This window comes from Pseudoalteromonas sp. SG45-5, assembly GCF_014164085.1.
GTDB lineage: Bacteria > Pseudomonadota > Gammaproteobacteria > Enterobacterales > Alteromonadaceae > Pseudoalteromonas > Pseudoalteromonas aliena.
In genome coordinates this window covers 17,649-42,753 of sequence record NZ_JACJEM010000034.1, presented here as the reverse complement: position 1 = coordinate 42,753, position 25,105 = coordinate 17,649, and the positions used below count along the sequence as shown (strand labels likewise).

At 38.5% G+C, this 25,105-nt stretch carries 16 protein-coding genes; 13 read left to right on the top strand and 3 right to left on the bottom strand.

Annotated features, from left to right (window positions below):
• The first annotated feature begins 19 nt into the window (after positions 1–19).
• From pepN to H5119_RS12150, 13 genes are all read left to right on the top strand, one after another.
• Positions 20–2,614 carry an aminopeptidase N gene (gene pepN, locus H5119_RS12210; protein WP_182702428.1) on the top strand — a complete coding sequence of 865 codons (2,595 nt, stop codon included), beginning with the start codon at positions 20–22 and terminating at the stop codon, positions 2,612–2,614.
• Positions 2,615–2,836, top strand: a complete 222-nt coding sequence (locus H5119_RS12205; RefSeq protein ID WP_077537783.1) for a DUF2835 family protein — start codon at positions 2,615–2,617, stop codon at positions 2,834–2,836.
• Between the two features lie 250 nt (positions 2,837–3,086).
• Positions 3,087–5,183, top strand: a complete 2,097-nt coding sequence (locus H5119_RS12200) for a DUF1302 domain-containing protein (RefSeq protein WP_182702427.1) — start codon at positions 3,087–3,089, stop codon at positions 5,181–5,183.
• 13 nt (positions 5,184–5,196) lie between these two features.
• A complete protein-coding gene (locus H5119_RS12195; protein WP_077539010.1) occupies positions 5,197–6,561 on the top strand; it encodes a DUF1329 domain-containing protein in 1,365 nt (454 codons plus the stop codon).
• 130 nt (positions 6,562–6,691) lie between these two features.
• Positions 6,692–7,687, top strand: a complete 996-nt coding sequence (locus tag H5119_RS12190; protein WP_182702426.1) for a YCF48-related protein — start codon at positions 6,692–6,694, stop codon at positions 7,685–7,687.
• Positions 7,687–10,008, top strand: coding sequence for an RND family transporter (locus H5119_RS12185; protein WP_182702425.1), 2,322 nt, complete (start codon positions 7,687–7,689; stop codon positions 10,006–10,008). The genes H5119_RS12190 and H5119_RS12185 overlap by 1 nt, the downstream gene beginning before the upstream one ends.
• 209 nt (positions 10,009–10,217) lie before the next feature.
• Positions 10,218–15,059, top strand: coding sequence for an NAD-glutamate dehydrogenase (locus H5119_RS12180; RefSeq protein ID WP_182702424.1), 4,842 nt, complete (start codon positions 10,218–10,220; stop codon positions 15,057–15,059).
• A gap of 120 nt (positions 15,060–15,179) precedes the next feature.
• Positions 15,180–16,190 carry a quinone-dependent dihydroorotate dehydrogenase gene (gene pyrD / locus H5119_RS12175; protein ID WP_182702423.1) on the top strand — a complete coding sequence of 337 codons (1,011 nt, stop codon included), beginning with the start codon at positions 15,180–15,182 and terminating at the stop codon, positions 16,188–16,190.
• A 129-nt stretch (positions 16,191–16,319) separates the two neighbouring features.
• Positions 16,320–16,850 (top strand): cell division protein ZapC, encoded by a 531-nt coding sequence (locus H5119_RS12170; protein WP_182702422.1) that lies wholly within the window; start codon positions 16,320–16,322, stop codon positions 16,848–16,850.
• Positions 16,851–16,941: 91 nt separating this feature from the next.
• Positions 16,942–19,059, top strand: a complete 2,118-nt coding sequence (gene rlmKL / locus H5119_RS12165; protein WP_182702421.1) for a bifunctional 23S rRNA (guanine(2069)-N(7))-methyltransferase RlmK/23S rRNA (guanine(2445)-N(2))-methyltransferase RlmL — start codon at positions 16,942–16,944, stop codon at positions 19,057–19,059.
• Positions 19,052–19,291, top strand: coding sequence for a glutaredoxin family protein (locus H5119_RS12160; RefSeq protein ID WP_182702420.1), 240 nt, complete (start codon positions 19,052–19,054; stop codon positions 19,289–19,291). Before rlmKL ends, H5119_RS12160 begins: the two co-directional genes overlap by 8 nt.
• Positions 19,292–19,306: 15 nt before the next feature.
• On the top strand, positions 19,307–21,220 hold the full coding sequence (locus H5119_RS12155) for an ABC transporter ATP-binding protein (RefSeq protein ID WP_182702419.1): 1,914 nt from the start codon (positions 19,307–19,309) through the stop codon (positions 21,218–21,220).
• 11 nt (positions 21,221–21,231) lie between these two features.
• On the top strand, positions 21,232–22,977 hold the full coding sequence (locus tag H5119_RS12150; RefSeq protein WP_182702418.1) for a DUF3466 family protein: 1,746 nt from the start codon (positions 21,232–21,234) through the stop codon (positions 22,975–22,977).
• Between the two features lie 578 nt (positions 22,978–23,555).
• Here the strand turns inward: H5119_RS12150 and H5119_RS12145 are convergent.
• Genes H5119_RS12145 through H5119_RS12135 form a run of 3 tightly spaced genes read right to left on the bottom strand, consistent with a single transcriptional unit; the run spans position 23,556 to position 25,097 of the window.
• A complete protein-coding gene (locus tag H5119_RS12145) occupies positions 23,556–24,023 on the bottom strand; it encodes a glycine zipper 2TM domain-containing protein (RefSeq protein ID WP_138586941.1) in 468 nt (155 codons plus the stop codon).
• Between the two features lie 16 nt (positions 24,024–24,039).
• On the bottom strand, positions 24,040–24,660 hold the full coding sequence (lpoB, locus tag H5119_RS12140; RefSeq protein ID WP_182702417.1) for a penicillin-binding protein activator LpoB: 621 nt from the start codon (positions 24,658–24,660) through the stop codon (positions 24,040–24,042).
• Positions 24,661–24,671: 11 nt separating this feature from the next.
• A complete protein-coding gene (locus H5119_RS12135) occupies positions 24,672–25,097 on the bottom strand; it encodes a YcfL family protein (RefSeq protein ID WP_182702416.1) in 426 nt (141 codons plus the stop codon).
• Positions 25,098–25,105: the final 8 nt, after the last annotated feature.

The following is a 25,105-nucleotide window of genomic DNA, read 5'->3' as shown; positions in this document are numbered from 1 at the left end:
GAGCTATTTTGGAGTATTTATGACTGAATCAAATAAACCTCAAGCACACTATCTTAAAGACTATAAAGCTCCTGATTTTTTAATTAATCACACAGAGCTAACTTTTGACTTACAGCCATTATCAACGAAAGTGAGCGCTTTGTTGACGCTTACACGTATAGGGGATAAGAAAGCACCTTTAGTGCTTGATGGTATTGATTTACGCTTACTGTCTTTATCTGTTGATGCATTGGACATAACAGATTATAAAATTGCTGGAGAGCAACTAATAATTAATAATCTGCCGGATAGTTGTCAATTAAGTATAGTCACCGAGATATCGCCTGAAACCAATACTTCACTTGAAGGTTTATATTTATCAGGTGGTGCGTATTGCACGCAATGTGAAGCGCAGGGATTTAGAAAAATCACCTATTACATGGACCGTCCTGATGTTTTATCTACATTTGATGTAACGATAATTGCTGATAAAAAATACCCACAATTATTGTCTAATGGTAACCAAATAGACAGTGGTGAAACTCAAGATGGTCGTCATTTTACCAAATGGCAAGATCCGTTTAAAAAACCAAGTTACTTATTTGCCCTAGTTGCTGGCGATTTTGATGTATTAAAAGACAGCTACGTTACTCAAAGCGGTAGAAATGTTGAGCTTGCATTATTTGTTGATAAAGGTAATTTATCTAAAACACCCCATGCCATGACTTCACTAAAAAAAGCGATGCAATGGGATGAAGCGCGCTTTAATTTAGAGTATGACCTTGATATTTATATGATTGTAGCCGTAGATTTTTTCAACATGGGGGCGATGGAAAATAAAGGGTTAAATATTTTCAACAGTAAATGTGTTTTAGCAAATCAAGAAACGGCTACAGATAAAGACTATCACACCATTGAATCAATTGTCGGGCACGAATATTTCCATAACTGGACGGGCAATCGTGTAACGTGCCGAGATTGGTTTCAGTTATCGTTAAAAGAAGGCTTAACGGTATTTAGGGATCAAGAGTTTAGTAGTGACTTAGGCTCGCGTGCGCTTAATCGAATTGATGCTGTAAAAGTAATGCGTACACATCAGTTTAGCGAAGATGCTGGTCCTATGGCACACCCCATTCGTCCAAAAAAAGTTATTGAAATGAATAATTTTTATACGGTTACAGTGTATGACAAAGGCGCTGAAGTTATTCGTATGATGCATACGCTACTAGGCGAGCAAAACTTTCAAAAAGGCATGACGCTATATTTTGAGCGTCACGACGGTCAAGCAGTAACCTGTGATGATTTTTTAAGTGCAATGAGCGATGCATCAGGGATTAACTTAGCACAATTTAAACGCTGGTATAATCAAGCAGGTACGCCACGTCTAAATGCGCTGCAAAGCTTCGATAAAGATTCAAATACCTACAGCTTAACAGTAGAGCAATTAGCACCGCTTAATCAACCAAATAATGAGCCTTTACACATTCCTTTTGCGATTGAGTTATTGGATGCAAACGGACACAGTATTGCGCTTGAGTATCAAGGCAAAAAAATTGAGCATGTGTTAAATGTGACGCAATCTACGCAAACATTTAACTTCGATAATATTAGCAGTAAACCAGTTGCTGTATTACTGGAAGATTTCTCTGCACCGTGTATTTTAAATCAACAAACAGATGAACATGCGCTTCTTCATATTATGCGTTTTGCACGGAGTGATTTTTCTCGTTGGGATGCCCAGCAGCAGCTATTTATCAATGCAGTAAAAGCAAATATAAAGAGCACCGAAAGCATTGCACTAAGTGATGAAATAATTAATGCGCTCAGAGTGTTAGTTGTAAACCAACAAGGTGATTTAGCGCTAATTGCTGAGTTATTAAAGTTACCTAGCTTTGATACTCTAGCTGGTGAATTTGAAGTTATCCCTGTTGATGAAATAATTAAAATTACTCAGCAATTTGAAAAACAAATAGCAGATTCATTATGTAGTGAATTTATTCAATGTTTTGAATCATTATTTGATGACGGTAGTGTAAGTGCTAATGCGGTTGCTATTCGTTCATTAAAACAATTATGCCTTCATTATTTAGCTAAGACGCAAAGCATCCAGGCAACTGAATTTATTAAGGATGCAGCGAGCTCATCTAATATGACGAATGCGTTAGGTGCGTTGAGTGCTGCGGTTAAAGCATCGCATGAAGTGTGTGATGAATTATTAAATCACTTTGATAGTCAGTGGCGCCATGATGTTTTAGTTATGGATAAATGGTTTGCTTTACAAGCGATGCAAACATCAGAAAACGCAATCGAAAATATTAAAGCCCTGTATGAGCACCCATGTTTTGATTTTTCTAATCCTAATCGAGTTCGTGCGTTAGTCGGCAGCTTTAGTCATTTTAATACGCCGCAGTTTCACCGTGCCGACGGGCAAGGTTATTCACTATTAGGTGATTTATTAATAAAGCTAAATGCTATAAACCCACAAAATGCATCACGTATGTTAACGCCTTTTATGTCATGGAAGCGTTACGATAAAGTTCGTTCTCATGCAATGAAGCAGCAATTAGAGCGTATAGCTGCTTTGGATGGCCTAAGCGACGATTTATTTGAAAAAGTTGAGAAAGCGCTAGCGTAAATGATTGAGTACTATTTTAACTTAACACTGAGCTACAACGATTGCATGGATTATTATCATGGTCGTTTTAGCTCCTTACAAGTAGTGGAAGATGGTGGGAAAAGAATTCGTTTTTCTGCTAACCACTTGAGACCTTACATTTCTAGCTTAGGAATACGAGGTCGTTTTAGAATATTATTAACACCTGAAAATAAGTTCATTCGTATTGAACGAGTGGCTTAGCGCGCTATTTTTATGTTATAGATACATAAAAATATTGTCTTTTTGTTAATTTCAATTTGTTCTATTGTTAAATAACGTGTATAAATTATCTGGTATGACGTCTTACCAATACGTAAACGTCAGCCAGAATAAATGTATAACAGATTGAATGCGACCATTTGTAATTTATTAATATCGCTTCTATCGTTATGATTACACTAAAAACAATAATTTGATCACACAAAATGACCCGCGACAGGGGGGAACCACAATGATAAGAAGATCGCTTTTTGTTCGAAACAAAATAGCTTTAAGCATAGCAGCCGCTAGCTTAGGGTTGTCTGCAGCCAGCACACAAGCTGTAACATTCGAAGCTGGAGGTTTTGATATAACCTTCGACTCTACTTTTTCTTATGGGCAAAGTGTCCGTGTAGAAAATAGAAACTTTGACCTAATTGGCAAAAGTAATAATCCAGCGTTTAATTGGACGGGTTATAATCCTGCATTAAACACAGTCTATTCATCGCAAGATGTATGGGCACAACCAGGCTCATATTCAAATAATGGTGACGCCGGTGGGTTAAACTTCGACAGTGGTGATTCATTTTCAAAACTGTTAAAAGGCACACACGACCTATCAATTAGCAAAGATAACTACGGTTTGTTTACCCGCTTTATGTACTTTTATGACTTTGCGTTAATGGATAGCGATCATGCTTACGTTAATCCAACATCGGGTCAAGGCGTTGATCCGTGTGATGATAAAGACACTAAAGAGCAAAGCTGTGCAGATATTCGCTTGTTAGATGCGTATGTGTGGGCTAATTTTGATTTTAATGGTGGTAATAACCCTTTATCAATCCGCATTGGTCAACAAGTTGTTAACTGGGGGGAAAGCACACTTATTTCTCACGGTATCAATGTAAACCCAGTCGATATTGCGCGTTTAAAAGCGCCAGGTGCGGAGCTTAAAGAAGCATTTATTCCTGTAGGCATGCTATGGGCTTCACTCGGTATTACTGAAAATATAACCCTTGAGGGTTTTTATCAGTACCAATGGCATGAAACACGTTTACCAGCAGCGGGAACTTATTTTTCAACGAATGACTTTGCGGCTGAGAACGGCTATCAACAAAATGTTCAATTAGGTTTTACAGCTAACCCTGACATTGATTTAGCATTTTTAACAAGTAGCTTAAATAATTTAACGACTAACTTTGCTCAAGTCGCTGCAGCTCGCGGTATTGACCCTTCTAGCACTGAAGGCCGAGAACTGCTTTCAAATATGTACCTTGCCCATCCAACTAAAGTTGCGTTAAAGGGTAAAGGCGATGAAGGTAAATCAGAGCCAAGCGATGACGGCCAGTACGGTTTACGCTTAGGTATGTTTTTACCTGACTTTTATGACACTGAAATTGCGTTATACCATGTCAATTACCATAGCAGCCGTCCTCTCATTTCTGGTCGAGTCTCAAACTTTACGCAAGCCTCTATAGCACAAGATTTAGCGATGCTTTCTACTACAGAAATCACACCTGATAACATATCAGATTTAAGAGCGTTTTCTAAAGCGACCAACGAATACCCTGAAGATATTAAACTCTATGGTTTGAGTTTTAATACGTCACTGGGTGAGACTGCCTTTGCGGGTGAGTTTACTTTTAGAGAAGATGAGCCACTGCAAATAGATGATGTTGAACTGCTTTATGCAGCTATGCCAGAGCAGCTTGCTGTTGCTGGGCTGCGTCCTGAATTTGCTGGTATTTCACAGTTAAGTATTGGCGATGCAATTAGTGCTGTAGGACCAGGTGAACTAGCTAAAGGTTATATTGAGCGAAATACATCGCAACTACAGTTTACTGCTACTCATTTATTTGGTCCTTCATTAGGTGCTGATAGTTGGGCTGTGGTGGGTGAGATTGGTGGTGTGCGTGTTAATAATATGCCCTCATATGACGAGACGCGTTTAAATATTTCAGGTACTGGACGAAGCGGTCGAATTTCAGGCCCTAATGCAAGTGATTACTCAACGTTGCAAATGGGGTTGTCTAATGGTGCTGAGCAAAAATCATTTGCGACTGCATCCTCTTGGGGTTACCGCCTTATTGCTAAAGGTGATTACTTTAATATTTATAACGGTATTAATTTCTCACCACGCTTTGTTTTTTCTCACGATGTTAATGGTAGTACACCGGATCCTATGTTCTTGTTCATTGAAGACCGTAAATCATTAGGTGCCACTATGAGCTTTAACTATCAAAATGCGTGGTCACTTGATGTGAGCTATAACTCTTTTTGGGGCGGCGGTGATATAAATACTTTTTCAGACCGCGACTACGTTTCTTTCAATTTAAAATATTCAATCTAGGGGTAACATGATTATGATAAAAAAACCTACCCTCATCGCAACCGCTTTTTGTAGTTTGTTTGCAAGTAATGCAGCACTAGCAAAACTCACTGCTGATGAAGTTGCACAATTAGGCCAAAACTTAACACCACTTGGTGCTGAGAAAGCGGGCAATGCTGATGGATCTATTCCTGCTTGGAATAATGGCATAACGACTGCTCCGGCAGGTTATGAGCCTGGTATGCATCACCTTGACCCATTTGCAACAGATAAAGTGCTTTTCACTATTGATAAAAGTAATATCGATAAATACAAAGCGAACTTAAGCCCTGGGCAAATTGCATTATTTGAAACGTATCCTGATACATTCAAAATGCCAATTTACGAAACACGCCGTTCAGCGTCTTTCCCTCAATTTGTTTATGATGCTACAAAACAGTTTGCAACAACTGCTGAATTAGTTGAAGAAGGCAATGGCATTAAAAGTACTGCAATTGGGACGCCATTTCCTATTCCAAAAACGGGATTAGAAGCAATTTGGAACCATTTATTACGTTACCGAGGTCAGTCTATCGAACGTTTTGGTGGTCAAGCGGCTCCTACAGCATCGGGTTCTTACAACTATGTTGGCTTTGATGAGCAGCTATTAGTTAAATATTCAGATCCGAGTGCAACGCCTGCTCAGTTAAAAGATTCAAATATTTTGTTTAAATTTAAACAAAAAGTAACAGAGCCTGCACGTTTAGCCGGTACTGCATTACTTGTTCATGAAACAATGGATCAAATATTAACACCAAGACAAGCGTGGACTTATAATTCAGGACAACGTCGTGTTCGTCGCGCGCCAAATGTTGCATATGATGCACCAGGTACAGCGGCTGATAGCTTACGTACGACTGATGATTTTGATATGTTTAACGGTTCGCCAAATCGTTATAACTGGACGTTGAAGGGTAAAAAAGAACTTTATATCCCATATAATAGTTATAAACTTCATAGCGATCAGCTTAAATACGATGATATTTTAATGCCTGGCCACATTAATCCTGCACATACGCGTTACGAAAAGCACCGTGTTTGGGTTGTTGAAGCTAACTTGAAAGACGACACTCGTCATATATATAAAAAGCGTGTTTTTTATATTGATGAAGATAGCTGGCAAGTTCAGGTAACTGATATTTATGATAACCGTGATCAACTGTATCGTGTTGCAATGGCATATGGTCTTAATTACTACGAAGTGCCTACACAGTGGAGTACTTTAGAAGTTTATCATGATTTGAATTCACGTCGATACTTGGCAATTGGTTTAGATAATCAAGAGAAGATGTACGACTTTTCGCAATCGTTTAACGATAACGAATTTACTTCAAGTGCACTACGTCGCGCTGGTAAATAGTCCTAAAGTTGGCATCTAACTAATTGGTTAGGTGCCTTTTTCCTATCTCATCGCGTTTGTCTTGTTAACGCGCTGGACTTTCCTCAGTATTAAAGACAAACAATTCCTCAGTTCAAGGCGATTAAAACTTATGAAGTATTTGGTATATGCCAGCCTAATTATAAGCGGTGCGAGTATTGCGCAAGATGCTCCTAAAAATGCTATTAACGTGATCAATGCAGATAAAACCCTCTTAACCGATATCACTAGTACAGATACACACTTAATTGCTGTAGGGAAACATGGCACGATCATTAGAAGTACTGATGGAACTCAATGGCAACAAGCTGATGTAGTACCTACTCAAGTTTTACTTACGGCTGTTGATTTTAGTAGTGACAATAATGGTTGGGCATGTGGTCACGATGCAACAATAATTAATACAACGGATGGTGGCGTAAACTGGCAGCTACAACAATCTAGCCCACAATTAGACAAACCATGTTTAGATATTCTTTTTAAAGACGACTTGCATGGCTTTGCTGTGGGGGCTTATGGCATGTTTTATCAAACCAGTGATGGTGGTGTGCATTGGCAAAAACGTTTTTTAGATTCATTACTTTTTAGTGAAGATAGAGAATACTTAAATGATTTAAAAGAAAATGATCCACAGGCATACGATGCTGAAACAGCGTCAATCTTGCCACACTTTAATCGGATAGAACAAAGTGCAAATGGACTGGTTTTGGTTGGTGAAATGGGCTTAATGGCAAAAAGTATGGATGCAGGCCTTACTTGGCAGCGTATAGAAGAAATTTACCCAGGTTCATTTTTTGCGTTTAATTCAGATGACGCACTCGAAGTTGTTGCAGGCTTACGTGGTAATGTATTTACTAAGCAGCGCGAAGAGCAAGATTGGCAACATTTAGAAAATGTTAAAACGGCAACCATTAACAGTATTCTCAATTATAACAATGAACAATGGTTAATGCTGGCCAACAGTGGTGTGATTTTTCATTTAAAAGATGGGCTGCTCACTTATGAGCAACTAGCAGATGGTAAAGCAATTCTTGATGGCGTGATTTCAAATAATAAGTTAATCATGGCAACAGAAAACGGCATTAAAGTGAAGGAGTTGACCCCTTAATGCATAAAATATTAGATTTTATAGAAAAAGCGATTTTTAGGCATCGTTTGATTATGCTTATAAGTTTTGCACTTATAACGTGTTTCCTCGTATTTAAAGCGACACAGATCCAACTTGATGCCTCGTTTAACAAAAATATTCCGTTAAACCATGAATACATGAAGGTATACACGAAACACGAAACACAATTTGGCGGTGCAAATAGCATTTTAATTTCGGTGTGTGATGACAGCGGAAATATATTTAACCCTGAGTTTTTCACGCAATTGAAAGCGGTTCACGATCAACTCTATTTTATCCCAGGTGTAAATCGTCCTTTAGTAAACTCAATATTTTCTCCCAGTGCTCGTTTTGTTGAAGTAGTTGAAGATGGCTTTGCCGGCGGCCCCATTATTCCTGCAAACTTTACAGCGGATGCGCGTGGTTTAGGCGTTGTTAAAGAAAACATCGAAAAAGCAAAAGTTGTTGGGCGAATGATTGCTAGTGATTATTCGTGTGCGATGGTCACAGCGCAGCTTCTAGAAACTGATCCACAAACGCAGCAAAAACTAGATACGCTTTTATTTGCGCAAAAGTTAGAAAATGAACTTCGTGAACCTCTCAGTACTGACAAAGTCAGTATCCATATAATTGGCTTTGCTAAAATGGCGGGGGATATTGCCGAGGGTGCAAAAGGGGTCGTACTATTTTTTGCTATAGCGATTGCCTTTACGTTTATTATGGTGTGGTTATTTTGTGGTAGCTTAAAGTTAACTATTTTACCTATTGCCTGCTCAATTATAGCTGTTATTTGGCAGTTAGGTTTACTCTCAAGTTTAGGCTTTGGCCTTGATCCAATGTCTATTTTGGTGCCATTTTTGGTGTTTGCTATTGGTGTAAGTCATGGTGTGCAAATGATCAATGCCATTGGTAAAAAAGTAGGTGAAGGCAAAAGTACACGTGTATGTTGTCAATCTAGCTTTCGATCTTTACTGGTGCCAGGTGGCATAGCCTTGCTATCTGATACGGTTGGCTTTTTAACGTTACTCACTATCGATATCGGTATAATTCGAGAACTTGCTATAACAGCGAGCTTAGGTGTTGCCGTAATTATATTTACTAATTTAATTTTATTACCTGTGTGGGCTTCGTACATGAAGTTTGAAGGCAGCGTGCATATTCAATCAGGCGATGCTAACAAACCTAATATGCTCGATAAAATTAGAGATTTACTTGTCAAAGCAACCGACCCTAAAGTCGCAAAAATGATCATCGGATTTACGTTAGTGTTATTTGCGTTAGGTTACTGGCAAGCAGATAAAATGCGCATTGGTGATTTACATGCAGGTGCGCCATCACTGCATCAAGATGCTCGTTATAATCAAGATACTTTTTTGATATCGGATAGATACACTATTTCATCTGATATTTTAAAAGTAATAGTAGAAGCTTACCCAGCAGCGTGTACTGATCACGATGTGATGCAGCGTATTAGTCGTTTCCAATACAAGGTGGAAAATGTTGTTGGTGTACAATCTGCGGTTAGTTTAAGTTCTGTGGCACAGTCGGTAAATGCAGGCTATAACGAAGGAAATCTAAAATGGCAAAGTTTACCACGTAATTCGGCAAGCTTAGTCCAGTCTACTTCTCGCGTAGAAACAAGTACTGGTTTATTAAACGGTAACTGTTCTGTTATGCCAGTGATTATCTTTTTAAATGATCATAAAGCACAAACTATTGACCGTGTAATAGAGAGCGTTAAGCAATTTGCACAAGAGGAAGGCACAGATAAAGTAGCCTTTAAATTAGCATCGGGCCCAGTTGGTGTGATGGCCGCTACGAATGAATCGGTATCTGAAGCGCAGATACCGATGATGCTATACGTTTATGGCGCTGTTATTATTTTATGCTTACTGAGCTTTAAAAGTGTAAAAGCGACGATTGCTGTGGTTCTTCCACTTTATGTGGTTTCAACACTTGCACAAGCACTAATGGTACAACTGGAAATTGGTTTAACAGTGTCTACATTACCTGTAATTGCATTAGGTGTTGGTATTGGGGTCGATTACGGTATTTATATACTCTCATCGATGATGGGCCAGCTAAAGCAAAATGTACCGCTTTCAGTGGCGTATCGTAATGCACTAGTGGAACGTGGTAGTGCGGTCTTGTTTACTGGTATTACATTAGCTATCGGTGTAAGTACGTGGATTTTCTCTGATTTAAAATTCCAAGTTGATATGGGAATACTGCTTACCTTCATGTTTTTAGTAAATATGCTAGGCGCAGTACTGTTATTACCTGCAATTGGTAGCCTGCTCTGGACCGACCAGAAAAAATAATGTGAATAATTTTGCTCCTAAATGGCTAGGAATAGCCATTTATATCTATGTTTTGTGAATAGATGACCAAATAGCTGAAATGCTTAAAATGTTTTCATCGAAAAGGCTGTTTATTAGTTGTAAAAGGGTTAGAATTTAACTGACTCCACGCTAATAAATGGCTGTACAAAATTCCTGCTCCTGAGCAGTAATAGATTAAGGAACATACAATGACACGAAATGAAGGCCAAGCCTCGGTTATCCTAGATAATGTCTGTAAGCTGATCCAGAAAAAAGTTCACGCTGATAATGTGTTACTCGTTGAAAAATTCGCCAAAGCCTTGTACAGCAATATGTCTAAAGAGGATTTGGCAAACCGCAACGATAGTGACTTATATGGCGCTGCACTAAGCCTTTGGAATTCGCTAGAAAAAAATACTAACGACGACGCTGTTATTCGCGTTTTTAATCCAGAAGTGGCAAAAGATGGCTGGCAGTCATCACATACAATTGTTGAGATTATTGCTAAAGACATGCCGTTTTTAGTTGATTCAGTTCGTATGGCCATGACTCGCGAAAATATCGCCTCTCATTTACTACTTCATAGCCCACTTAAAATTCAGCGTGATAAAAACGCTAAAATATCGGGCTTATCAAATTTAAAAGCAGAGCAAGAATCAACATCAACAAAAACTGTGTTTTTTATTGAAATTGACCGTCAAACAGATTCTTCTGTGATTGAGTCTTTTAAGAAAGAATTAGAGTCAGTCCTTGTTGATGTGTCTGTTGCGGTAGAAGACTGGCAACCAATTCGCAAAAAATTAATTGCGGTAAATAAAGCGCTGCCAAAGCGTAGCCACAATAAAAATGAAAGTGAAGTATCAGAAACAGTCGAATTTTTAGATTGGTTAGTTAAAGATAACTTTACCTTAATGGGTTACCGCGAATATGAGTTAAGCCCAGTGCAGGGTGATTATCAACTTAAAGGTAAAATGGAAACAAGCCTTGGTTTGATGAAAAACTCGACTGAAGAGCACACGCGCTTACTTTCTGAATTACCAGAAGTGGCCCGTCAAGAAGCGCGCAGTAGCAATTTGCTTATTTTAACAAAAACGAATTCACTTTCTCGCGTTCACCGTCCTGCTTATATCGACTACGTTGGCATTAAGCGCTTTGATGAGGAAGGTAATGTTATTGGTGAAGATCGCTTCATTGGTTTGTTCTCATCAAATTTTTATAATAACAGTGCCTCAGATGTACCTGTTCTTAAAAGTAAAATTAATCGCATCATGGAAATGTGTGATTTTGCTAAAGGCACACATGCGTACAAAGCAGTACTGAATATCTTAGAAACGTATCCACGTGATGAGCTTGTTCAAGCACGTGAAAGTGAGCTGTTAGAAGTTGCCACCGGTGTTTTACAGGTACAAGAGCGTGATATGTGCCGCTTATTTGTGCGAAAAGATGCCTATGGTCGCTTTTTCTCTTGCATGGTGTATGTACCACGAGAGCGTTACAACACAGCATTACGCCGAGAAACGCAAGCTATTTTAGGCAATGCATTTAATTCTGACGATAAAGTCGAATTTACTACTTATTTTTCTGAGTCAACACTGGCGCGTACTCATTATACCGTTCGTGTGACCGACAACAATATCGAATATAACGTGAAAGACATCGAAAACAATTTAGTAGAAGCTGCCCGAACATGGGAAGATAAATTACAATCGGCATTACTAGAATCTGCTGGCGAAGCTCGCGGAAACGATTTAAATCGTAAATATTGCAATGCATTTGCGCGCTCATATAAAGATGAAGTTTTACCAAGCGCAGCCGTTGTCGATATTGAAAAACTAGAATTACTAACCGATGAAAATAAGCTGGAAATGCTTTTTTATCGCCCGCAAGAAGAAGCCAACAGTAATATTGTACGCTTAAGCTTATTCCATAAAGATGAGCCGATTCACTTATCGGATGTAATGCCGATGCTTGAAAACTTCGGTTTACGAGTTGTGGGTGAAACACCTTACTCAGTTAAAACTAGTGATGGTCGCATTAATTGGATCATGGATTTCTCTATGCTGATAGACAGTAAAGGGATGGCTGATTTTGACAAAGTGTCTGCACGTTTTCGCGCAGCGTTAACTAATGTTTGGGCTAATCGCTTAGAAAATGATGGTTTTAACCGTTTAGTACTTATGGGTGGCTTGGCTGGACGTGAAGCTTCAATTCTCCGCGCTTATGCTAAATACATGCGCCAAATTGGTGTTACTTTCTCGCAAACGTATATTGAAAGTACATTCGCTAACTACCCAAATATTGCCGCGCAGATTGTTAACTTATTTGCTAAAAAATTCTCAGTTAAAGCACCCGCCAGTGCAAAAACAATAGAGAAGCTTATTGCTCAGGTTTACTTAGAACTTGAGAATGTCGCGAACCTCGATGATGACCGCATTATCCGTTTATACGTTGATATGATTGTAGCTACACTTCGTACCAACTATTATCAAAAAGATGCGCAAGGGCAGTTTAAATCGTATGTTTCATTTAAGATTCAACCTAGCTTAATTCCGGATGTGCCATTACCTTTACCGGCATTTGAGATTTTTGTTTATTCGCCTCGCGTAGAAGGTGTGCATTTACGTTACGGAAAAGTAGCGCGTGGTGGACTTCGTTGGTCAGACCGTCGTGAAGATTTCCGCACTGAAGTACTTGGCTTAGTTAAAGCTCAACAAGTTAAGAATACAGTAATTGTACCTGTTGGTTCTAAAGGTGGTTTTGTATGTAAACAGCTACCGACTGAACGCGAAGCGTTTATTAAAGAAGGACAAGAGTGCTATAAAATCTTTATTCGTGGTCTATTAGATATTACAGACAATATTGAGCGCGGTGAAATAGTGCCAGCTAAAGATGTTGTACGTCACGATGAAGACGATGCGTATTTAGTTGTTGCGGCCGATAAAGGAACTGCTACGTTCTCAGATATCGCAAACGGTATTGCTAACGAATATAATTTCTGGCTGGGCGATGCATTTGCTTCAGGTGGCTCTGTCGGTTATGACCACAAGAAGATGGGCATTACCGCTAAAGGTGCATGGGAGTCGGTAAAACGTCATTTCCGTGAAATGGATATTGATTGTCAAACGACAGACTTTACCGTTGTTGCAATTGGTGACATGGCGGGTGATGTATTTGGTAACGGTATGCTGTTATCTAAACACATCCGTTTACAAGTTGCTTTTAACCATATGCATATTTTTGTAGATCCTAACCCAGATGCTGCAAAATCTTACCCTGAACGTGAGCGCTTATTCAACATGCCACGTTCTTCTTGGGAAGATTATAATAAAGACCTTATTTCTGCCGGTGGTGGTATTTTCTCTCGTGCGGCTAAATCAATCACATTAAGTCCTGAAATGAAGAAAATGCTTGGCACGAAAAAAGCAAGCATGACACCAAATGAATTAATGAAAGCGTCATTAATGATGAATTTCGATTTACTGTGGAATGGCGGTATCGGAACATACATTAAAAATTCAAAAGAGACCGATGCTGATGTAGGGGATCGTGCAAATGATGCACTACGTATTAACGGTAAAGAATTAGGTGCGAAAATTATAGGCGAGGGTGGTAACTTAGGCGCGACCCAACTAGGGCGTGTAGAATTTGCTGCAAAAGGCGGTCGTGTTAACACTGACTTTATTGATAACGTAGGCGGTGTGGCATGTTCAGATAACGAAGTTAACATTAAGATTTTACTTAATGGCTTAGTTGCAGAAGGTGATTTAACACGTAAACAACGAGATGAATTACTTTATTCGATGACAGATGAAGTATCTGAGTTAGTGCTAAAAGACTGCTATCGTCAAACGCATACCATCTCAATTACGCAATCTAAAGGTACGTCTACGCTTAAAGAGAAAATACGCTTTATCCACGCACTTGAAAAAGAGGGCAAATTAAACCGTGCAATTGAGTTTATCCCTAGTGATGAAGAGCTTGCTGAGCGTGCAGCAGCAGGTAAAGATTTAACTCGTCCTGAGCTTTCAGTGCTTGTTTCATACGCTAAAATGGTATTGAAAGAGACGTTAGTAAGTGATGAAATTACTGAAAACCCTTATTATCGTCAGTTGCTTGTTAAGTCATTCCCACGCCCATTACGTGAGAAGTTTGACGATGCGATGAATAATCATCCGCTTCGTAAAGAAATTATCGCGACTAAGTTGGCTAATAATATTGTCAACGATATGGGTTTAAACTTCATGGTTCGTATGCATGAAGAAACCGGTGCAAACGAAGCTGAAATTGCAATGTGTTATTCAATTGCCAGTGAAATCTTCGAGATGCGTGATACTTGGTCATCAATTAGCGCGCTAGATAATAAGATACCGTCAGCAGTACAAACTGAAATGCTGTATCAATTACGCCGTACTGTACGTCGTACTACGCGTTGGTTCCTACGCCATAGAAACAAAGCGCAAACGATTGAACAAGCAATTGCGCATTTTGCACCAACCTTTAAAGATCTAAGTGATAACTTAGGAAACTATATGGTTGAAAAAGAAAATGACCGTATTGTTATCGAAGCGAATAAACTGATAGAAGACGGTGTACCTAGTCAGATTGCTGAACGCATTGTGTCGTTATCAAGCTTGTTCTCTGTAATGGACCTAGCTGAAGTAGCAAGTAAAACAGGTCGAAATATAGCAATGGTTTCTAACACTTACTTCAAGTTAGGTGCGCGAATGGGGCTACATTGGTTCTTAGACCAAATAACAAATCAACCAGTTGCTAACCACTGGCAAGCACTTGCTCGTTCTTCTTACCGTGAAGAATTAGATTGGCAACAACGTACGTTATCTGAAGTTGTATTAAATAGCTTTGAAGGTGACGATAGCGATGTAGATAGTCAAATTGATCAGTGGATGAATAGCCAAGAATTACTGCTTCTACGTTGGAAGCAAATGCTGGCTGAATTTAAAACATCGCAAAGTCACGATTTCGCTAAGTTTTCTGTAGCGCTCCGTGAACTGATGTTATTAAGCCATAATTGCGATACATCTGTTAAATAATTTAGTATTTGGGTTATTATTTCTTTCGTAAATAATAAGTTAATTATTAAAATTGTTATACAATACCTCAGCCTTGTCTGAGGTATTTTTTTGTCTGTTATTTATTAGAGGATTATCTTGATGTTTTATGATTTAGCTCGCCGGTTTATGTTCACTCGTGATGCGGAGTGGGCCCATGAGTTTGCCCTCAATAATCTTCGTCGCTTCGCACATACCCCTTTAAAAGCCGCATGGTCACAAAATGTTGCAGACAAGCCTGTTAATTTTTTAGGCCTTGAATTTAAAAATCCAGTGGGACTTGCAGCAGGGCTTGATAAAAACGCTGAGTGTATTGATGCCTTTAGCCAAATGGGCTTTGGCTTTATTGAAGTAGGTACAGTTACACCTCGTCCTCAAATAGGAAATGATAAGCCGCGTATTTTTAGGTTGCCAGAGTCAAATGCGATCATCAATAGAATGGGTTTTAATAATAAAGGTGTTGATAACTTAGTCGCCAATGTAAAAGCGGCAAAATACAATGGCATACTAGGCATTAATATTGGCAAAAATAAAGATACGCCTAATGAACAAGGTAAGGATGATTATATTCATTGTATGCGCAAAATATTTGAACATGCTTCTTATATCACAGTGAATATTTCATCGCCCAATACCCCAGGCCTTCGTGATCTGCAGTACGGTGCGGCGCTGGATGATTTATTACAAAGTTTGAAAAATGAACAGTTAGATTTAATCGCAAAATATAATAAACAAGTCCCAATGCTTGTCAAAATTGCGCCCGATCTGGATCAGATCCAAATTGAGCAAGTAAGTGAGTCTTTAATTAACAATAAGATTGATGGTGTGATTGCCACTAATACCACGTTAGAGCGAAGCGCAGTGATTGGTCAGCAATATGCTGATGAAGCGGGTGGGTTATCAGGACATCCAGTAAAAGAACGTTCTACGCACGTGGTAAGTGAGTTAAAACGTTTAACTCACGGGCAACTACCAATAATAGGGGTAGGTGGTATTGATGATGTACTATCGGCAAAGGAAAAAATAAATGCCGGAGCAGATTTAGTGCAAATTTACACCGGGTTTATTTATAAAGGCCCGCAATTGGTAAAATCAATTGTAAATGGCTTATAAGGATCTGCTATCTAAGCTTTTGATCGTTCGATAAATGTTCTAAGTAAATATTTATATAATGATTAAAAGCGGTTATACTCTAAGCTTATTGTATTATTTTAATTATATCACTTAAGTAAGGGGGGTTATATGTTACAAGCATCAAAGCAATGGCAATGGATTGCTTGTGCCGATAAAAATCGCTTACTGCTTGATTTAAATGACGATATGCAGTTGTGCACCCCCTATAAACTAAGGTTATTAACCGACTCTGCATTTAAAAACCCTTACTTTAGCGTGGAGGATGCCGCGTTTTACGAGCAAGTATATAACTATTTAGTAGGCTTTAACGTGTGGAGTCCTGCAAAAATATGCCAAATATCGCTTAATGCAACCGCAGTAAAATATCATTTAAAGCCAGTTTTAGCTAAAAGCTGGTTTTTTAAAGAGTATACTGGCTCAGATCCTAGTGTTGAAGCAATTGTAAAATTAACATCTAAAGCACAATCGGGTGACTTTCTTATTGTGGAGCATTGCCCTGATGCTTCTATTTGTTTAAATCTGAGTGAGGACTTTAAACTGGATGAAAATTTATCATTAACACAGTTTGAAGTTGTCCGTATTTTAAATAACCGCGTACACCCTATCTTAAATCAGCAATATCAAAGCCAAACCGCCTAACCAAATTTACCTTATATGCACGTGTTTATGGCGTGTTTGTATGCCAACCTATGATATAATCCTGCGCAATTAGCTATTAAGGGTTACTACTTTGCAATTTATCGCACTTACTTCTATCGGAATCGAAAATTTATTGGTTGATGAACTAACAGAGCTTGGCGCAACGGTGTCTAAGCAAACTGTGGGTTCAGTTCGTTTTGAGGCTGACTCATTACTAGCGCAAAAGGTTTGTTTATCAAGTCGTTTTGCTACGCGTGTGCTTATGCTTATTGAAGAAAAAGAAGGCGTAGATGACAAAAGTAGCCTGTACAACTTTGCGCGTTCGCAGCCATGGCAAGAATGGTTTGGACCAACGCAAACATTCGCAGTTGACTTCAATGGCACAAATGATTCATTAAAAAATACGCAGTTTTCTGGTCTTGTAATTAAAGATGCGATAGTTGATTACTTTAATGATTTATTCGAACAGCGCCCAAATGTAGATAAGCAAGATGCTAACGTACGTGTTGTTGCACGTTTAAATCGTTATGGTGTATCAATGTATATTGATTACTCTGGCCCCCGCTTATCTGAACGTGGTTACCGTCAAGGTCAAGGTAAAGCACCTATTAAAGAACATTTAGCAGCCGCTCTAATTAAGCGCAGTGGCTGGCTTGATAATGTAAAACAGCCTTTATTTGATCCATGTTGTGGTGCGGGGACTATTTTAATTGAAGCTGCAGGTATGGCACGAAATGAAGCACCAGGCTTGTTCCGTGAAGGTTTTGCTTTTGAACGTTTGCCAAGCTTTAGAGCCGCTAAATTTAAAGAACTAAAAGAAGAATTACTTGCTAATATTACCGATCCTAAATTGTGGTTAATTGGTCACGATTACGATGAGCAAGTTTTAGGTAAAGCTATTGATAATGCAAAACGTGCTGAGCTTGATGACGTTATTAAATTTAAACAAAGCGATGCAACCAAACTGACTGCAGTTGCTAAGTTACCGGGTGTGGTCATTTCAAACTTACCGTATGGTGAGCGTATTGGCTCTATGGCTGAACTTGTAGACTTACACCGTAATTTAGGTGTTGGCTTTAAAAAGCATTTTAATCACTGGAAACTTGCCTTACTAGGCATGGATGAGAGCTTATTTAAACTTTTAAAACTAGTTCGCCTTAAGCGTTATAAGTTTAAAAATGGCCCACTTGACGTTGAACTTAACTTATATCAATTAGATGATAAGCAAGTAAGCCTAACGACAGATGATAAAAAAGCACTTAATTTTGAAGGCTCAACGTCATTTGCAAATCGTTTAAAAAAGAATAAACACGGTTTAAAAAATTGGCTTAAACAAAATAAAGTGGATGCTTACCGAGTATATGAAGCGGATATCCCTGAGTACAATGTTGCTGTGGATATTTACGGTGATTCAGCGGTCATTTTTGAATACGCAGCGCCTAAAGAAATCGATGAAAAAACCTCAGAAAAACGCCTGCAAGATGTAATCAGTTTAACCTCTCAACAGCTTGAAATTGCCCCTGAAAACATTGCTGTAAAAGTGCGTAAAAAACAAAAGGGTGAAGATCAATACACCGCAATGTCTAAACAAAACCGTACTATGGTTGTTGAAGAATTTGGTGCTAAGTTTAAAGTCAATTTATTTGATTATTTAGACACTGGATTGTTTTTAGATCACCGCTTAATGCGTCGTTACATTCAAGAAAATGCCAAAGATAAACGCTTTTTAAACTTGTTTGCTTACACGGGTACAGCGTCTGTGCATGCAGCCTTAGGTGGCGCAAAAGCAATTACCACCGTTGATTTATCAAAGACTTACTTAAAATGGGGCCAAGATAACTTTGATTTAAATGGTATCAATAATACACGTTACCGTTTTGAACAAGCAGACTGCTTAAAATGGTTAGAACATGCAACCGCGCAATACGATTTAATATTTTTAGATCCTCCAACTTTTTCTAACTCAAAACGCATGAAAGATGCATTTGATGTACAGAGCGATCATATTAAATTATTAACTTGGGTTAAAAAGATTTTAAGCCCATCGGGTACGTTAATTTTCTCTAATAACAAACGTGGCTTTGTGATGGATGAAGTAGGGCTGATTGGTTTAGGTTTAAAAGCCGTTAATATTTCAGATAAAACATTATCACCCGATTTTAAGCGCAATAAAAAAATCCATAATAGCTGGTTAATTACGCATGGCTAAATGGGTTTTATATCACACGGATGGTTGCCATTTATGTGAACAAGCAGAGCAACTTATCACTGAGGTACTTAGTGATACTAGTGAGTTATTACTAATCGATATTATGACTGATGAGCAGCTTATAGCTGAGTATCAAATCAGTATTCCTGTATTAAAAAGTGAACATGGCGAACAGTTTTTTTGGCCTTTTACCTCACACAGTGTGCGTGAATTTTTAGCGCAAACAGAATAAGAGCAAATAAGAATTATGGATTTAATTAGAATTTTAAAAGCACAACTTGCCTTTGGTACACACGCCTTGTTGAACAAAGCTGATGCTGTAATTGAAAGTGGCGAGCGAGTGTGTGTGGTTGGCCGAAATGGCGCGGGTAAATCAACGTTATTAAAAGTACTTGATGGCCAAGTTGTTTTAGATGATGGTGAAATAAATCAGCTTGGCGGAATACGAATTTCACGCTTAGAGCAAGATCCACCAAAAGGTGCAAGTGGAACAGTATTTGATTACGTTGCGCAAGGTATGCCAGAAATTGCTAATTTGCTTATTGATTTTCACCATGTAAGTAATGAGTTACAAACAGAGTGTAATGATAAGTTATTAAACAAACTTGAGCGTTTATCAAACCAATTAGAAGCAGCAGATGGCTGGCGCTTTGATAGCCGAATTCAATTAGTGTTAACTCAATTAGAGTTAACACCAGACGCTAAACTTGAGTCTCTTTCAGGTGGTTGGCTACGTAAGGTGGCACTTGCTCGTGCACTTGTTAGTGAGCCTGATTTATTACTTCTTGATGAGCCAACAAACCACTTAGACATGGCAAGTGTTATGTGGCTTGAGCAGTTCTTAAAAGAATTTAAAGGCGGTATTGTATTTATATCGCATGACCGTGCGTTTATTCGTGCTGTTGCTACGCGTATTTTAGATTTGGATCGCGGTAAACTTATATCCTATCCTGGTGATTACGCGACTTATTTAGAACAAAAAGCGCATGATTTAAAAGTTGAAGAAGCTCAAAATGCATTGTTCGATAAACGTTTAGCAGAAGAAGAAACATGGATCCGACAGGGTGTTAAAGCACGTAGAACGCGTAACGAAGGACGTGTTAGGGAGTTAAAGCAGCTTCGTACCGAGCGCAAACAACGTGTTGATCAAGTAGGTAAAACTGACTTTAATATCGAAACGGCAGATCGCTCTGGTAAGTTAGTGTTTGAAGCTAAAAATTTATGTCATGCATTCAAAGACAAAGTCATTGTAAATGACTTCTCTACGCTTGTTATGCGCGGTGACCGTATAGGTTTAGTTGGCCCAAATGGGATTGGTAAAACAACCCTATTAAAATTAATGTTCGGCGATTTAGTGCCAGATAATGGCATAACTAAACAAGGTGTTAATTTAGAATTTGCTTACTTTGACCAATATCGTGAAAAGTTAGATGAAGAAGCAACAGTACAAGATAACGTTGCTGAAGGTAAACAAGAAGTGATGATGGGTGGTCGCTCACGTCATGTTTTAGGTTATTTACAAGACTTTTTATTCCCGCCAGCACGTGCTCGAACCCCTGTTAAAGCACTCTCTGGTGGTGAAAAAAACAGATTACTATTAGCTAAATTGTTTTTAAAACCGTCTAATATACTTGTTCTCGATGAGCCAACGAATGACTTGGATATTGAAACACTTGAGTTATTAGAGGACATAATTAATCAATATCAAGGCACTGTGCTGATTGTAAGCCATGACCGTGAGTTTATTGATAATACGTGTTCAAGTGTTTGGGCATTTGAAGGAAATGGTAAAGTAACTGATATAGTAGGTGGTTACAGTGACTATGAAGCTTATGTTAGCTACTTAGCAGAGCAAGAGAAACAAACACCGCAGCTAACAAAAAAGACTGAAAAATCGGCACCGGTGACGCCTGTAAAAGTAGAGAGTAAAGGAAATAAACTAACGTACAAATTAAAACTTGAATTAGAACAACTGCCTAATAAAATGGAACAACTTGAAGTTGAAATTGAAACTCAACAAGCGGTTGTTAGTGACGTTGACTTTTTCAAGCAAAACAGTGATGTAACAACGAAAGCGTTGAACCATTTAGCACAACTTGAGTCTGACCTTGAAGCCGCCCTAGAGCGCTGGGAAGAACTTGAAGAATTACAGAATCAGTAGTAAGGATAAAAATGAAATATAAATTACTCGCTGCCAGTGTTTTAGCGACCCTGAGCACATCAGCAATGAGCGCAACTTATCAATTAAGCGAATTAGGTACACTCGAGGGCGCTAAGCATTCTTATATTAGCGATGTAAGTGAAAGTGGTCATGTTATCGGTTTTGCAAATGGTGTTTATAATTTGCCAATTGATATTAGCTATATTGACTTTACAGAAAGTGTAATAAAAACAGCTTACAATGATGAAAAAGATGCGTTTGAGTTAAGTGATAAAGTGATCACATTTACACTTGATGATATTGAAAATAAAGATGCCATTAATACGAACCCCGATGCCCATAGTTTTATGGTAGGGTTTTTATCGAGACTTTCAAGTAATTTTGAATATCAAAAGCTCAACTCTTTGGTTGCAGTTGATTTTAAAGATGGCAGTGTAATAGAGCAGCCACTATTTGATATTGCTTCTGTTGATTATGATGGCCTAACTCGCTCCACTACCAATATTTATAACGCAGTAAGTGAAGATGGTGTTGCGGTTGGCTGGGGAAGCGCGCCTTATGATAAAGTATCTTTTACGCCTGATGGTGAAGACGAGGCTGAAAGCTGGTTTACCCATGAATTTATTGAACGAGGAATCGTTGTTAGTGCTGATGGTGTGCGTGTACCTCTGACACCTGAGTTCAATGAATATGGCGGGACAAGCCGGGCAAGCGATATTGTAAAAACAGCAAACGGCTATACTGTTGTTGGTAGCGTATCTACAAGTATTCCCGACGACAGGCAAGTTAATATCAATGATAGTTGTGATAATGAAGATGAGCCAACATCAGTCTGCATTAACTTATTAAATACCAATATTGCAAGAGGGTTATTTAATAAACGCGCAGTTAAGTGGGAACTAGATAATTCATTAAATATAACTTCTGTTGAACAGCTCGGCTTAGCACTCACTCCAGATGAAGGCGAAACTGAAGATGATGCTTTTACAAGTACAGCTATTGCTATTAATGCAAACGGCACTATCGTTGGTTCTTCAAATACTCGTTATGACAATAATAATGATATAATTATAACAATGCCGGTATATTTCAAAGGTGGCGAGGTTGTATCTTTTTTAGACCAAGAGAATGATTCCCGTCAATCCGGCAAAGCAGTAGCCGTTAATGACAATGAGATCATTACCGGTTACGCAACGAAAGTTATTGAAAATACTCGCCGTAATAAGTTTTTCTATCATGATATAAAAACAGGCAACACTGTTTTTCCAACGAGTTATTTTAATAGCTCCAGCTCTTTCGGTAACGATATAAACAACAAAGGTTATATCGTTGGTGAAGGCGAAGTAGGTACTACCGATAGTTCTCGACGTAAAGAAGCATTTGTTTACAAAATTGGTGATGATAAAATCACGAATCTTAATGACTTACTGCCGTGTTTTGAAGCGGATGGGGAAACGACATTCGCTTATACTATGGCAGAAGCTAAAGTTATCAACGAAAATAATGAAATATTTGGTGTAGCGACTAAAACCGTTGAAAAACGTAATTCTTTAGGTGGTGTTGTCACTGATATTAACGGCAAAACTGAATTTGAAAGCGTGGCGGTTGCTGTAAAACTTACACCATTAGTGAACGGTACAGTAGAGAATTGTGCTCCTCCTGAAGCGGAAGTGTATGAGCGTAATTCAGCGAGCTTTCCTTGGTATGCATTATTGTTATTACCACTGGTTGGCGTAAGACGATTTTTTCGCTTTTAGCAAATTAGTTTATACCGCCTCAAGCAAACTGTTTAGTTATGCTTGTACACTGCCTATCATTTATATCCGTAAAGAGTATGAGTGATAGGTGGCCTTAACAATGTAAGCTTATCCCTACCAAATAGTGCGACTAAGGTTATTATAAATATGCCCAGTTGCGTGCATTTATTATTGATTAGTACTTAAATTCAAGATAATAAATCGGTTACAAACCGCAATTTTCGATGTTAACTGAATTAAATTTACTGCAATAGGTCAGTAAATTTATTAAACAGAGTTATTGAGTTTTCTTATTACTGATAAACACAATGAAAATTTAGTTGTTCTAACTAAAAGCTAAATAACCTGAACTCTGGATAATAAATCTATCTCCAGCAGCTATTATCAGCGCTAACTGCGTTGAATTTACTTGCAATAGGCTAGCTATTGACGCGTAAATTCGCCTTGTTTCCACTGAGAATTTCTGGCTGGAGAAAAATAAATTTAAATATCATTATGGTTCAATATGTTAGTAAATCTCTTAACCAGAGTTCAGGTTAAATAGAACAACTAAATACTATAATATCATTATTAATTTATTAGTAAGCCTTATCTACACGCACTGTATTGTCATTTAAATACACTAGCCTAACGTTGTCGCCTTTGCTAAAGCGCATGGACTGGTCTTGATCTTGAACGACCATAAACTGCTCGCCATTTTCAACCTGTATCAATAACTCCACAAAGTGATTTTGTTGGTAATGACTTCTCTGTTGTTTGTTATGTGCGACACTGCCACCAATAACTGAGCCAAGTATTGTTGCGACAGTTCGACCGCTTCCGCCACCAAACTGATTCCCAATAACCCCACCTAACAATGCACCACCAAATGTTTCCCATCCGTTATTTTTATCTTGGATTATTTCTTGCTCGGTAATATTACGCACCGACTTGACATCCCCAAATAGAACTTGTTGTACGGGCACCGCTTTGTTGCGTTCATATTTGGCAAAAGTAGGTGCGCTTACCGATAATAAAGCACACATTAATACTGTAATCGCTTTCATCACTCACTCCCATTAGCTACCAGCCAAAGGTTGATTTCTCTTTTGTTTTACGAATTTCAGTTTCGTCAGCCCACTCTATAAGGCCGCTTTCCATGTCCATTAAACGCATTGTAAATTTGTAGTAAACGTCTGACTTGTCGGCATTTGATTTAACAATGCTTGATAAGTTTCCGTATAACATAAATTGCGCGCCAATCTGTTTACCAAACGCTACAGCTGTTGCTGGATTAACAAGGGCGTCTTCGTTTTGGAATGTTAACTGCTCACGTACAGACTCGACACGACTCATATCAACAAAGCGGAATTTACCGCTGCGAAGCATCTGAGTAGAGATTGAATCGGTAATTGATTCTGTATCAATGTGCTCACTGGTTTTGTTTTTAATACGCTCAACAAACACAACAGGACGTTTATTCGCTGTCATAGTGCCAACTACTGGCGAGCTTAGTAATGAGTCTGTCATTTGGCTCGCCACTTTCTGTAAGTCTGTCGAGCCAAAGTTAATATCGGTTGTTTCTACCGCTTGTGCATCTCCATAACTGACAACGGCTTTGTTTGCACAGCCGCTTAATACCAATGCACTTAAGCCAACTAAAGCGTAAGTTGATGCTGTTTTATATTTTTTACTGATGATCATGGTCGTTTCCTTTAATCTTTGAATTCTTGTGATTTGGTTGATACTTCTCTTACTACTAATGAAAAGGTAACCGCATCAGGACTTGGTGCTAAGCCCGGTAATTGTGTTTTTGCAAAACCAAATAAAGTAAGTGCCTGCCAAGGCGAATGATTGCCTTTAATAATAAAGCCATCTTTATCAAACCAATTGAATTGATATTGCAAGTATTGAGACTTTTTATAATTGCTAGAAAGCGTAACGACCACGTCGGTTAACTGGTTCGTTTGGCGAGTTTTTACATCAGTGATAGCGAGCTTTTTAGCTAAATTTGGATTATCAACACGGAGTTGATCACTAAATGAGTTTTGATGTTGTTCAACTGAGATACCTGATGTAACGGGTCTACTTGAACATGCACTGAGCACTAAGGCTGCTAATAATGGCGCGATGTATTTCATGATGCCTC